Annotated in this window: 13 protein-coding genes; 1 reads left to right on the plus strand and 12 read right to left on the minus strand. The window is 44.7% G+C overall.

All coding sequences use genetic code 11. From position 1 onward, the window contains the following. The 10 genes from HFE64_06785 to mtaB form a co-directional block, all read right to left on the minus strand. Complete coding sequence (locus tag HFE64_06785) at positions 1-723, minus strand: glycosyltransferase (protein MCI8633167.1); 723 nt, start codon at positions 721-723, stop codon at positions 1-3. Continuing rightward, entirely contained in the window at positions 713-1,507 is a 795-nt protein-coding gene (locus HFE64_06790; protein ID MCI8633168.1) for a glycosyltransferase family 2 protein, read from the minus strand. Before HFE64_06790 ends, HFE64_06785 begins: the two co-directional genes overlap by 11 nt. Next, positions 1,500-2,834, minus strand: a complete 1,335-nt coding sequence (locus HFE64_06795) for a sugar transferase (protein MCI8633169.1) — start codon at positions 2,832-2,834, stop codon at positions 1,500-1,502. Before HFE64_06795 ends, HFE64_06790 begins: the two co-directional genes overlap by 8 nt. 137 nt (positions 2,835-2,971) lie before the next feature. Beyond that, entirely contained in the window at positions 2,972-4,201 is a 1,230-nt protein-coding gene (locus HFE64_06800) for a U32 family peptidase (GenBank protein ID MCI8633170.1), read from the minus strand. A 34-nt stretch (positions 4,202-4,235) separates the two neighbouring features. Then, complete coding sequence (gene mltG / locus HFE64_06805; GenBank protein MCI8633171.1) at positions 4,236-5,336, minus strand: endolytic transglycosylase MltG; 1,101 nt, start codon at positions 5,334-5,336, stop codon at positions 4,236-4,238. A gap of 31 nt (positions 5,337-5,367) precedes the next feature. Then, entirely contained in the window at positions 5,368-7,065 is a 1,698-nt protein-coding gene (locus HFE64_06810; protein ID MCI8633172.1) for a ribonuclease J, read from the minus strand. Further along, positions 7,052-7,411: a hypothetical protein gene (locus HFE64_06815; protein ID MCI8633173.1), complete on the minus strand. Its 360-nt coding sequence runs from the start codon at positions 7,409-7,411 to the stop codon at positions 7,052-7,054. Before HFE64_06815 ends, HFE64_06810 begins: the two co-directional genes overlap by 14 nt. Positions 7,412-7,426: 15 nt before the next feature. Next, positions 7,427-7,855 carry a Holliday junction resolvase RuvX gene (ruvX, locus tag HFE64_06820; GenBank protein MCI8633174.1) on the minus strand — a complete coding sequence of 143 codons (429 nt, stop codon included), beginning with the start codon at positions 7,853-7,855 and terminating at the stop codon, positions 7,427-7,429. Further along, positions 7,852-8,136, minus strand: a complete 285-nt coding sequence (locus HFE64_06825; GenBank protein MCI8633175.1) for an IreB family regulatory phosphoprotein — start codon at positions 8,134-8,136, stop codon at positions 7,852-7,854. Before HFE64_06825 ends, ruvX begins: the two co-directional genes overlap by 4 nt. Next, on the minus strand, positions 8,129-9,490 hold the full coding sequence (gene mtaB, locus HFE64_06830; protein ID MCI8633176.1) for a tRNA (N(6)-L-threonylcarbamoyladenosine(37)-C(2))-methylthiotransferase MtaB: 1,362 nt from the start codon (positions 9,488-9,490) through the stop codon (positions 8,129-8,131). The genes HFE64_06825 and mtaB overlap by 8 nt, the downstream gene beginning before the upstream one ends. Before the next feature lie 139 nt (positions 9,491-9,629). On the opposite strand from mtaB, the gene HFE64_06835 reads away from it, so the two are divergent. Beyond that, positions 9,630-9,872, plus strand: coding sequence for an HPr family phosphocarrier protein (locus HFE64_06835; protein MCI8633177.1), 243 nt, complete (start codon positions 9,630-9,632; stop codon positions 9,870-9,872). A 77-nt stretch (positions 9,873-9,949) separates the two neighbouring features. Here HFE64_06835 and aspS read toward each other — a convergent pair whose 3' ends face one another. Both aspS and HFE64_06845 read right to left on the minus strand, forming a co-directional pair. After that, the gene (aspS, locus tag HFE64_06840) at positions 9,950-11,746 is read right to left on the minus strand and encodes an aspartate--tRNA ligase (protein MCI8633178.1); all 1,797 of its coding nucleotides are present in this window, start codon (positions 11,744-11,746) and stop codon (positions 9,950-9,952) included. A gap of 19 nt (positions 11,747-11,765) precedes the next feature. Further along, positions 11,766-13,085, minus strand: coding sequence for a histidine--tRNA ligase (locus tag HFE64_06845; GenBank protein ID MCI8633179.1), 1,320 nt, complete (start codon positions 13,083-13,085; stop codon positions 11,766-11,768). Positions 13,086-13,087 lie beyond the last annotated feature (2 nt).

Genomic DNA, 13,087 nt, shown 5'->3' on the forward strand with positions numbered 1-13,087 from the left:
TTACCTCCTTATACTTCTTTTTATATATTGAAATAACACAATCATACGCCATTTTATCATTTTATACAAATTGCTGTGATGATCCTGTGTGACGGACTGCTCATGCCTGCGATACCGCAGCATCGGCTCCTGCAGCAAAAAGACCTTGCCATACCGCTCTGCCATTAGGCCAATCCATTGATCATGCATGGGCAAATCAGATGGAACCGGCAATAGATACGGCCGCAATTCTCGATTGAAAGCCATACAGCATCCCATATAAGAATTTTTCAACCAATTTTTCAAAAATCCCGTACGTACCTGACGCCATTGGAACAGCGTATTAGAAAGCAGCCTTCCCTCTGCGTCCATGAAAACCGCATCATGCAGCACCAGCGCCGGCCCATTCTCTGCTCTCAATCTCTGACAGACCGCCTTAACCTTGCCTGCCTCCCATACATCATCCTGATCAGCCAAAAATATATAATTTCCTCTTGCTCTTTCGATTCCTCTTGCAAAATTTTGTACCACGCCACAATGCTTTTCTGTAAAAAGCTGTATCTGCGGCCATTTTTCCGCATAGGCGGAAATGAGCTCACGGCTACCATCGATAGAGCCATCGTCCATAACCAGCAGCTCATCGTCTGCTGATAGCTGTACAAGAATACTGTCTAGCTGAGGTTTGAGATATCGGATTCCGTTATAAAGCGCAAGGACAACTGAAACCTCCGGCTCATTCTTCATGGAGCCTTCCCCGCCATTTCCAAAAATATTTAAGCATGGACTGAATTTGAATGCAAAGATATTTCTTTTTTTTCATATAGGCTCTTTCCCATAGATGCACCACGGAAACAGACGGTATATAAACAGTGCGGCCAATTTCTTGCACGCTGCGCGTGAGATCAGCATCCTCATTATAAAGAAAATAACGTGGATCAAACCCTCCAATCTCTCTAAAGGTTTCCGTACGGATGACCATAAAGCACCCACTGCAAAACCCTACGTCAATCGGTTCTTCAATGTTCTGCCCTCTTAACGTATATTCATCACGCCAGCGTTTAAAAGGACCCCCATATTTTTCCAGCCTGCCGCCCAACATGTACCTGAATTTTGGCGTAAGCTTAGGGGTAAATTGCTCACTGCCATCTGCATTTAAAAACCGGGGCACTGCCAGATGTACATCCGGATGTTGCTCCATATAAGAAACAATCTCTGTAATCGCATCCTCCTGCAGCAGAATATCAGGGTTGATAATCACATGATATTTCGAAGTCAGTTTAGGAATTACTTTATTATGCCCGCTGCCAAAGCCTCTATTTTTCTTGCTCTGCATGAGCCAGACCTGCTGAAATTCTTCTTTGATAACCTCTACAGTCCGATCTGTTGATGCATTATCATAGATATATAATTCTAAATCTACGCCCTTCGTATGATCTAATACAGAATGGACGGCCTGTGCAATGATCGCCTGATTATTATAACAAACGATGCATGCGGATACTGGAATCTTTTTCTCTGCGTTATTCATCTACACCCTCCGTCCGATCTTTAATAAAAAGCATCTTTGGCGTCATCATCATAATTTTTAAATCCAGTCGAATAGAATACTTAGAAATGTACATTAAATCCATCTCTAATTTATCATATGGGCTTGTATTGTATTTTCCTACTACCTGAGCAAAACCGGTGAGTCCTGCTTTGACCTTTAAGCGATAGGAAAACTCTGGAATGTCCTGACTGATCATCTCCGCTAGCTCCGGTCTCTCCGGTCTCGGGCCTACTACTGCCATATCTCCTTTTAAAATATTGAGAAGCTGCGGAAGCTCATCCAGGCGAAAACGGCGCAGAATCTTTCCAACCGGCGTAATACGGTCATCTTCCTTTCCCGCCAGCCTAGCTCCATCTTTCTCTGCATCCACAATCATACTTCTGAATTTATAAATTTCAAACACGCGCCCTCCGCGCGTAAGCCGCTTTTGCTTATAGAGAACAGGACCCTTATCATATGCTTTAATCGCTATTGCGATTACAAGATAAAACGGAGAGGCAATTAAAAGGCCTATTCCTGCAATCACAATATCCATAATCCGTTTTACGAGCCGCTGTTCAAATGTAAGGCCATAATTTCTGCATAGCAAAAGGGGAGAATCAAATAGATGAATTTCATCCGCCCCCCTCATAATCACATCAGAAATCCGAGGCGAAACATAGATTCGAATATCATTCTCAAAACAATATTTTGTAATTTCATTTCGGATCTTAATATTTAAGTCACAAATAATGACCGCATCATAATGCTTGAGTCGCGGAAGAATCTTTTCGATGCCCTCTTCCTCATCAATCCACTCTTTTACCTGATACTTATCTTCCCGTGCCGTGATTTTAGCCATGAGCGCATTGACATGACGGCCTCTTCCTGATACCAATACCATCCTGCGGGGCGGATAGATTTTATGATACACCTTGTCCCCAAGCCAAGTCCAGATTGTCATAAAAGCCATCTGAATCAGAGTGATGCTGACCATCGGCCAAACCCATAGAAACTGCCTGCCAATCAGACTGATCTGTACATACATTAAAACATTGACAACCAATATCCCCAGAATTTGAGAAAATAAAGTTTGTCCATAGGTATAAAACCCAATTTTATTTCCTTCGTTAATATATAATCCTAGATATAAAATAAACGCATACACGGCAATCACCATCCAGTTTCCTTTTCGGAAAAATGGATAGATGATCGTCAGCGCATAATATCGATACCAGACAAGCGCAAACATAACGACTAAAACAGCAATTGCCAGCAGCATAAAAGCAAAGCTGATGACCCGCTTAACCGGTTCATAATTCTTCATAGTATCTCCCGTTGTCTATCTTTCATAGCATTTTCTTTTGTATATTCCTATTGCTATGAAATGTCTGATTTACTTAGCAAATTATACCATTTTTACATATGCACGTCAACGCCTGCACCCATTCTGTTACAAAAGTGTTACATCTGCTTTTTTTTCGCCAAAATACTCCCTACGGCAGCTTCCTGAGGAAGCTTAACCCATAGCTTCTGCTGCGCATGCGGAGCACTGGCCTGCCTTACGCCTGCTTCATCCAAGATCTGATCGATGCGAAAGCAAATTTCTGGTCCTTTAGGCGGTAATAGCAGCAGCTCTTCTCCCTCTGAAAACTTACCGCGCTGCTCCACCAAAAACAGACCCTCTGGCTCCTGCGGCAGCGCTAAAACCTTTCCCACAAAATCAATTTTTTTAATATAATCAGCGGTATCATATACCTGCTGCTCTGCTCCGGGTGCTTCTATATAAAATCCTGTTGTGTAGCCGCGATGACTCACTTTCCCCAGCATTTCCTTATAGTATTGCTTCTTAGATGCATACAAGGCTGGATCTTTTTTTAGATCATCCAGTGCTTCTCTATATATTTTAGTCACCATGGCTACATATAGCGGCGTTTTCATCCTTCCCTCTATCTTAATGCTGGAGACGCCAGCCTGTGCAAGCTCTGGCAGATACTCTATCATACAAAGATCCTTGGAATTAAATATATAAGTGCCCTCTTGTCCCTCTTCAACAGGGAAATATTCTCCCGGCCGGCTTTCCTCTACTAAGTGATACCGCCATCTGCAGGGATGTGTACAGGCTCCCAGATTACTATCCCGTCCTGCCAGATAATTGCTTAACAGGCACCTGCCTGAAATAGAAATACACATAGCGCCATGTGCAAATGCTTCTATCTCCAATTCCTTTGGCGTATGCTGCCGGATTTCAGCCAGCTCCTTTAGAGATACCTCTCTGGCTGCCACCACTCTTTTAATTCCTTGCTCATACCAAAATCCAAATGTAGCATAATTAGTCGCACTCGCCTGCGTACTTAAATGAATCTCCATTTGCGGGATTACCTTCCTTGCTACAGAGATCATCCCGGCATCTGCCATAATTAAGGCATCTACTCCTATTTTTTCTAAGAATAAAAGATATTCCTCTAATCCCTCCAGATGCTGGTTATGCGCAATGATATTGACAGTAACATGTACCCTCACACCATGCGCATGTGCATACATCACGCCTTCCTTCATCTGCTGCCTATCAAAATTTTTTGCCTTTGCCCTAAGCCCATACATCTCTCCACCGACATAGACCGCGTCTGCTCCATAGAGCACCGCGGTCTTGAGGGCTTCCAAGCTGCCGGCCGGCGCCAATAACTCCATCATTGCCTCATGCCTTTCCTTGTCTGCCAGTTCTATTTTATCTTTGATATGTGCCGTTCTCAACAGCTAAGAATTCATCGTAATCACTGGTAAACAGATGCTCATTGCTTCCGTCCTCATATCCAATGAAATACAGCCAATCGCCTTCTTCTGGATTCAAAGCAGCCTGAATTGCTTCCGCTCCGGGATTACAAATCGGACCGACCGGATATCCTGTGTGCTTATAGGTATTATATCCGGAATCGACCTCTAAGTCATCATAGCTCACAAAGTCATCTCCGCTGCCCTCTTTCTTTAAAGCATACAGCACCGTACAGTTTAATCCCCAGTTAAGCCCCTCGTTCATACGATTATACAAAACTCTGGCTACCTTAGGCCGCTCTGCACTCAGCATAGCTTCCTTTTCAATTGCCGCCGCCATCGTAATCACCTGATCCATCGTCAAATTCATCGCTTCCATCTGCGACTTCCAGCCAGGATGCTGTTCCCATTTTCTTTCAAATTCTCTCAGCATTCGTTTTACGACGCCCTCTGCGCCATTTTTCGGGATAATATCATACGTATCTGGAAACAGATATCCCTCCAGCACATACTGCCGATCCTCCTGCTGCCCAAGCACACCGTAGTAATCAAAATTATAGTCAGTTTTATTGCATGCCTCTTCAAATTCAGACGCAAGACAGATGTTTTTTTCTTCCAAATATGCGCCAATCTGCCGCACGCTCCACCCCTCTGGAATAGTTATGGTGACGGAGTCTTCTTTGCCTCCTGTCTTTAATATTTCCATGATTTTGCTTTCCGGCATTCCTTTAATAAATTTATAAAGCCCATACTGAAATTCATTTTCCGCGCCTGTCAGCTTTGCCTTAATCTGAAAAAGCGTAACATTCTCAATCAGTCCCTCTTTTTCCAAAAGCTGCGCGATTTCTTTTGTATTCGCCCCTTCCGGAATATCCAAACTAATTTCCTCTCCGTTTGCGTCATATGTCTCATATTGATCGTCCTTGATAAAATTATAAGTATAGGTATATGCCAGATAAGCGACTCCGGCTATACCCAAAACACAGGTGATGACAATAACGCCCTTTTTAAAATTCCTTGCAATAAATCCCAAAATCAGGTTAATGATATCTGCCATTTTAACCTCCATTTCAAAGCGCAGCTACTAATCAGCCCTTTACTTCCATAATAATTGGAAGAATCATAGGACTGCGCTTGATTTCTCTCCACAGGTGATCCCGAAGACTATCCCGAATGAGCGCCTTGATATTATTCCAGTCCATCACATTCAACGGTGCATTTCCAGCCAGCACATGAGAAACAACCGCCCGGCAGCTTTCCATCAGCACCTCTGACTCCTTCACATACACAAAGCCTCGGCTTACAATATCGGGACCTGCTACAACTTCTCCGCTGCCGCGGTGCAGACCAATCACTACAATCATGAGGCCATCCTGAGATAAAATTTTTCGGTCTCTCAAGACAATATTGCCAACATCTCCTACGCCAAGACCGTCGACCAAGACTGGCTCCACGTCAATATATCCGCTTACCTTTGCCGAGTAGCTGTCCAGCTCCAGCACATTGCCATTGCACATAATGATAGCGTTTCTCTCATCATGCCCCAGCCCTTTAATTAAATCGGCATGCGTTCTCAGATGACGGTATTCTCCATGCACGGGCAAAAAATATTTCGGCTTAACCAAGCTATAAATCATTTTCAGCTCTTCTTGGCTTGCATGACCGGATACATGCGCATCCTCATAGGTGACCTTAGCACCCTCTACCATTAAATCATTGATTACTCGGCTGACCATTTTTTCATTTCCCGGTACCGGTTTGCTGGAGAAAATGACTGTGTCACCCTCTTTGATTTCAATGGCCTTATGCTCTCCGCTGGCCATTCGGGATAAAGCGGCCATAGGCTCTCCCTGACTTCCGGTTGTAATGATCACCAGTTCATCATCATCGTAATTTTTCATATCCGAGATATCAATCAAAACACCATCGGGTACTTCCAAATAATTAAGCTCCAGCGCTGTATTGATCACATTCACCATGCTACGTCCTACGCAGACCACTTTACGTCCATACTGAATGGCCGCATTGATAATTTGCTGCACTCGGTCCACATTAGAAGCAAAGGTTGCTACCAAAATACGCCCCTGTGCCTGTGGAAACATTTCCGTAAACGTACTTCCCACTGTACGCTCGCTCATCGTATAGCCCTTGCGCTCTGCATTCGTACTATCGCTCATGAGCGCTAATACTTTCTTATGACCCAGCTCTGCAAAACGCTGCAAATCAATCATATCTCCATGAATCGGTGTATAATCCAGCTTAAAATCTCCGGTATGCACTAAAACACCGGCGGCTGTGCTAATCGCAAGCGCTACCGCATCCCCTATGCTATGGTTGGTTCGGATAAATTCCACCTTCATATGTCCAAGCTCAACCACATCGCCCGGTTTTACCATCGTCAGCGTATAGCTCTTCAGATTAAACTCTTCCATTTTGTTGCGCACTAAGCCAAGTGTTAATCTAGTGCCATATACCGGCACTCTAAATTCACGCAAAAAATACGGCAGTGCGCCAATGTGATCCTCGTGACCATGCGTCAGTACAACCCCTTTGATCTTATCCTGATTCTGGCGCAGGTATTCAAAATTAGGAATAATCAAATCGATTCCCGGCATTTCATCTCCTGGAAATGCCAGTCCGCAGTCAATAATGACAATTTCATTTTCACATTCAATCAATGTCATATTTTGCCCGATCTGATCTAATCCTCCCAAGGGGATAATCTTAACAGACTTTCTGGGTCTCCTTGGTGCTGCTGTATTATTTTTTCTTCTATTCGTTGTCATCATCATTTTCTTCTACTTCCAAATCATAATTTTCTGAACTGCTAAATATTTCTGCTATCGTTTTAAATTCAGCTTCCGTCATCTCCGTTGTTACACCAAAAACAATTTCTGAATGCTCTACCGTGACAATAAACTCTGCCTGCTCTTTCTCACAGAGCTTAAAAATATAAGCAGCATCATCCTGTTCTTTCTCGTCTTCCTCGTCCTCTTCATAAGCCGGAATCGCTAAAATATAAGCATTTTCTTTTTGCTGCATATAATCTACTACTTCCATATCCATCGAAACTTCTTCGAGCGGATCGGTAACAATAATCCAATCTAATTCCTGTAACTCAATATGATTCAAATTCTCCTCCTCCTTTTATTGATTTTGGTGAGCATCTAAATAAGACTGCAAAATCAAAACGGCAGCCAATTGATCTACAACCTGTTTTCTCTTTTTTCGATCCATACCTACTTCTATCATAGGTTGCTCTGCTTGTCTCGTTGTTAAACGCTCATCCCATAATAAAATTTCTATCTGGTACAGATCTCTCTGCAATCGCTTTTGAAAGGCAAGTGTTTTCTCCGCTCTTTCCCCCAAGGATCCGTTCATATTTTTAGGTAGCCCTAAAACAATGGTACGCACTTCATTCTCTTCGCACAATGCGCGAATTCTGCGTACCGTTTGCTTTAAATTGACCTCTTCTTCTCTTTTAATCGTTTCAACAGGAGATGCCAAAAAACCGCTGGGGTCGCTCATCGCAACACCCACCGTTTTACTGCCATAATCCAGCCCTATAATTCTCACTGCCGCTTTCCCTTCTGATCCAGCTGATGATACGCAACAAAAGTACGCACCAATTCCTCGATAATCTCATCTCGATTTAATTTGGCTATTTTGCTGCGGCTATTATTATAGCTTGTGATATAGGCCGGATCCTCTGACATAATATACCCTACCATCTGATTCACTGGATTATATCCCTTTTGGACCAAAGAAGTATATACGTCAATCAATGTGCTTTGTACATAATCTTCCGATTCACCGACAATCTTAAAATATTGTGTATTGAAATTCTCTTCACTCATCAATTGGTACCCCCTTTAATATTTTTTCCAATCCTGCTGCTTCATGATTGGTACTGTGCATCGCTTCATAGCCCTGAATGAGAACCTCTATTTCCTCTCCGGGCTGCAGATTCTCTTTGCAGCCGCAAACTGCAACTTTCATATAGTTAGGCGTATATCCTGTCCAAGTTTCCGTTTGGGAATCCATCTCTTCCAATAAAACGGTCATATGTTTTCCCTGCATACGCTTCATAAATGCCTGGCTGCATTCTGCCACAGCCTGCAGCATTTCATCGCTGCGGATCTTTTTCATCTCAGGAGCAATCTGATCCTTCCGTCTTGCCGCAGCCGTACCTTCCATCTTTGAATAGCGAAATACATGTGCCTCTGCAAACCCTATTTCCCGCACAAAGGCGACCGACGCTGCATGCTCCTCCTGTGTCTCTCCCGGGAACCCTACAATGATATCCGTTGTGATGGCTACTTCCGGATATGCGATCCGCAGTAACCGCACTGCTTCACGATACTCTTCGGCAGAATATTTACGGTTCATTGCCCGCAGGGTTGCATCACAGCCGCTTTGCAAAGACAAGTGAAAATGAGGACATAGCTTTGCCGTCTTTTTTACCTTATGAATGAATTCTTCCGTGATCATCCTTGGCTCTAAGGAGCCAAGACGAATCCGTCTGACCTGCGGAATCTCACTGACAGCCAGAATCAAGTCAGCTAAGTCATAGCTTTGCTCTGCATCCTGCCCGTAGGAAGACAGATGAATCCCTGTCAACACAATCTCATGATATCCTCGCTGGGCTAACCCCCTTGCCTCCTCTTTACATTCAGCGATTGATCTGCTCTGCAAAGGCCCTCTCACAAAAGGGATGATACAATACGTACAAAACTGCCGGCATCCATCCTGTACTTTTAAAAATGCCCGCGCCTTTTTCTCATTTTCAGTGATCCAGAGACTCCTTTTTTGATTCGCTTCCAAAGGCTTCCCCTTTTGAAAAGCTTCTATATACGCGAGCAAATCCCCCTTGTTTTGATTGGGAACAGCAATATCAATCACGCCCTCTTGGAGTAGGCTGTCATCACGATCTACATAACACCCTGCAGCAATCACCAGTGCATTCGGATTTCTTTTTTTAGCCTGATGAATCATCTGCCTTGATTTTTTAGCGGCAATCTGCGTCACAGTACAGGTATTGACTAAATATATATCGGCCCTTTCATGAAAATCTACAATTTGATATCCGGCTCCTGTCAATAGCTCTGCCATTGCCTGTGCTTCATAACTATTTACTTTACAGCCCATATTGCAAATGGCGACTGTTTGTTTTTCTTGATTTTTCAAAGATACTGCTCCATAGATATCCATACTTCATAAATCTGCACATTGATTCTTATATTATACCGAATATGCTGAAAAATTACAATAGATTTTTGAGCGATTTGCGAATTGACGGTTTTCCTCCCGACAGGTAAGATAAAGGCAATGATTGAAAGGAGGCTAACACATGAGTTCTGTTAAAGTTTTAATCAATTCTTTTGCCAAAGCGCGGCGATTTCACCACATCATCTCTCAGTTTGACGGCGAGTTTGATCTGCTTCAAGATCGATATATCGTAAATGCTAAATCTCAGCTTGGCATATTCAGTCTTGATATCAGCCGTCCCTTGCGTCTGGATATTCATTCAGAAGATAATCTGGATCATATTTTAGAAACTATTTCTTCTTTTCTGGTTCCTTCGACTCATTAACGGTATTTTCACTCTAAAACAGCTCAGCAATCCTGCCTGTACCCGCAGAATGACTGAGCTGTTTTTATTTAGAGGGATTACTCTTGCTTTTTTTGAAGATGAATTTGCAGGCACAACTCTTCGAGCTGCTTTTCATCCACCTTTCCCGGCGCCTGGCTCATTGGACAGGAGGCATCTTTTATCTTAGGAAATGCAATCACATCCCGCAGATTCTCCTCTCCCGCCATCAACATCACCATTCGGTCAAACCCATAGGCCAGTCCAGCATGCGGTGGCGCTCCATAGGTAAATGCATCAATAAAGAAACCAAACTTTTCATAGGCCTCCTCCATCGTAAAGCCAAGGCTTTTAAAAACCCGTTCCTGAATATCACGGCGATGGATTCGCACACTGCCGCCTCCCAGCTCTACGCCATTGAGCACAATATCATACGCCTTAGCACGTACACGTCCCGGCTCTGTTTCCAGATAGGGAAGATCCTCTTCCTTAGGCATGGTAAAAGGATGATGCATTGCCAAATACCGGTTTTCTTCTGCACTGTATTCAAACATCGGAAAATCTGTTACCCATAAAAACTCATGTCTCTGCTCATCCATAAGCCCCAGACGCTTTCCTAGCTCCAGACGCAGGTTTCCCAGCGCCGTAAGCGCAATCTCCTTTTGATCTGCTACAAAAAGCATCAAATCGCCTGCACCTGCCTTCAATCGCTGCTGCAGATCCACTATCGTCTCCTCTGTCAAAAACTTTGCAATAGGAGACTTAATCGTTCCATCCTGCTGAATCGCAATCCACGCCAGCCCCTTGGCTTTAAAGAGCTTAACAACCTCTGTCAGGCTATCGATTTGTTTTCTAGGCATTGATGCGCATCCCGGTGCGCAAATTCCCCGCACACTGCCGCCGCTGGCAACTGCATTTTCAAACACTGAAAAACCGCATTTTTTCGCTAGATCCTCTACATTTACAATCTCCATATCAAAGCGCAAATCCGGCTTATCTGAGCCATACCGCTCCATTGCCTCCTGCCACGTCATTCTGCGAAGCGGCAGCGGCACCTCCCAGCCTGCTACCTCTCTGCAAACCTGCGCAATCAAGCGTTCGTTGATCTCCATTACATCATCTTCCTCTGCGAAGGAAATCTCCATATCCACCTGTGTAAATTCAGGCTGCCGATCAGCTCTTAGATCCTCATCCCTAAAGCACCGCACGATCTGATAATAGCGATCCATCCCTGCCACCATCAAAAGCTGTTTATACATCTGAGGCGACTGCGGCAGCGCATAAAAATTCCCCGGATGTACTCGGCTTGGCACCAAATAATCTCTGGCCCCCTCGGGTGTGCTCTTAATCAGCATAGGCGTCTCAATCTCCAAAAAATTCTCAGCATTTAAAAACTGCCGGATCGCCTGCGCCGTTTTATGCCTAAGCTCCATATTACGAGCCAGCTTAGGCCGCCGCAAATCCAGATATCGGTATTTTAAACGCAACTCGTCCTTAACCTCCACCTCATCCAAAACCTGAAATGGCGTCGTCTTTGCTTCTGAAAGAATATGCAGATCCTGCACCTTGATCTCTACCTGTCCGGTTGCCAGTCTGTCATTAACCGCTCCTTCGCGCTTCACCACAACACCAGTAATGGCCAGCACATATTCTGTACGCACCTGCGCTGCCGCATCAAAAATCCGTCCCGGCGTTTCCTCCTCGCTCAGCACAGCCTGCACAATCCCGGTTCTGTCTCTTAAGTCAATAAAAATCAGACTGCCCTTATTTCTCTGCTTCTGCACCCATCCCATCACCGTATGTACCTCGCCCACCTGCGCCTGCGTGATCTGTCCGCAGTAGCAGGTTCGTTTGAGGCCGTTCAATGATTCTTCCATCTGCGTTATCTCCTCTGCTTTAAGCCTTGTTGATTTTCACAATTGCTTCTTCTATCGACAGAAGCTCCTGCGTGCCCTGCTGCATACCCTTAAGCGCCACCAGCTGCTGCTGTGCTTCCTCTTCGCCAATCAGCATGGTATAAGGCACTCCTAACCTCGCAGCATATTTCATTTTCTGCTTCATCCCCTTCTGCTGATAGTACACATCCGTTTTAATATCAGCCTGACGAAGCTGCTGCGCCGCTTTTAAAGCCTCCGGCAGCTGCTGCGTCCCCATCGGCACAACCAGAACCTCTGCTAAGCTCTTTCGGCCAGCCTGCAGAACCTGCACCTCCTTCAGCTGAGAAAACAATCGTGTAAGTCCAATTGAAATGCCAATTCCCGGCATCTTTTGCTTGGTATAATATCCCGTCAGGTTATCATATCGGCCTCCGGAGCATACGCTGCCCAGATTAGGATACTCATTCAGCGTAGTTTCATAGACGGTACCCGTATAATAATCAAGCCCTCTTGCAATCGTCAGATCAATATGAAATGCTTCTTCCGGCACACCCAGCAGCCGCATATATTGAATGACCTGCGCGAGCTCTTCCGCGCCGGCGCGGAAAAGGGGGTGCTGAATCCCCATCTGCTGCAGGCTATCCAGAATCTGATCATTGCTGCCTGCTATGTGAATCAGCTGCAGGATTGCATCAATGGCCTCAGAAGTCAGCTGCATCTCCTGAAGCTCCTTGACCACATTTTCCTCTCCGATCTTGGCCAGCTTATCGATAATGCGCAGTACCTCTGCTGCCTGCTCCTCCAGACCGAGCGCAGCAAAGAATCCATTTAATAATTTACGGTTATTGAGGTGAATTGTGAAGGCGCCGAACGCAAGCTCCTTAAACACATGATAAATGACAGCCGGCATCTCCGCATCGTAAACGATGTCCAGCTCATCGCTGCCAATAATATCAATATCGCACTGATAAAACTCGCGGAAACGGCCCTTTTGCGGTCTTTCTCCCCGAAACACCTTACCGATCTGATACCGTTTAAACGGAAAGGTCAGCTCAGCTGCGTGCTGCGAAACATATCTTGCGAGCGGCACGGTGAGATCAAAACGCAGAGAAAGATCGTTATCTCCTCTTTGAAAACGATAAATCTGCTTTTCCGTCTCTCCGCCTGCTTTTGCCAGTAATACCTCTGACAACTCAATTGTTGGCGTATCCAGCGGCAAAAAACCAAATTTCTCATAGCCTGCCCGAATGATATCGACCATCTGATTAAACCGGATCTGGTCCTCGGGCAAAAGCTCCATAAACCCCGATAATATACGAGGCTGCACTTGACTACTCATGA

It is taken from the genome of Lachnospiraceae bacterium (genome assembly GCA_022794035.1).
Classification (GTDB): Bacteria; Bacillota; Clostridia; order Lachnospirales; family Bianqueaceae; genus CALWPV01.